At 43.2% G+C, this 259-nt stretch carries 1 protein-coding gene; it reads right to left on the bottom strand.

Annotation, left to right across the window (positions count from 1 at the left end; translation table 11 throughout):
* Window positions 1-259 (bottom strand): transposase (locus tag V6256_RS15350; RefSeq protein ID WP_341599122.1); only part of this gene is annotated, 259 nt, incomplete at both ends.

The raw sequence follows: 259 nt of genomic DNA, 5'->3' as shown, positions 1-259 counted from the left end.
ACAGCGATATGACTCTGCTTACGTCTTCACAGAATCGATTCCAAGCCCTACAACACTGCTCCACAATGTCGTTATAATTTTCAAAACACCTGTTGCCTAATTCATTCTGCCTTATCCATCGCCATACTTGCTCAATGGGATTTAGTTCAGGTGAATAAGGGGGAATATGTATGATCGTTAGATTGCTAAATTCTTCGGCTAGAGAACCTTGGTGCCAACTAGCTTGATCCATTATGACCACCGAATGCTTACCTGCCGG

The organism is Psychromonas aquatilis (genome assembly GCF_038155185.1).
GTDB lineage: Bacteria > Pseudomonadota > Gammaproteobacteria > Enterobacterales > Psychromonadaceae > Psychromonas > Psychromonas aquatilis.
This window is presented reverse-complemented; position numbering and strand designations above follow the sequence as displayed.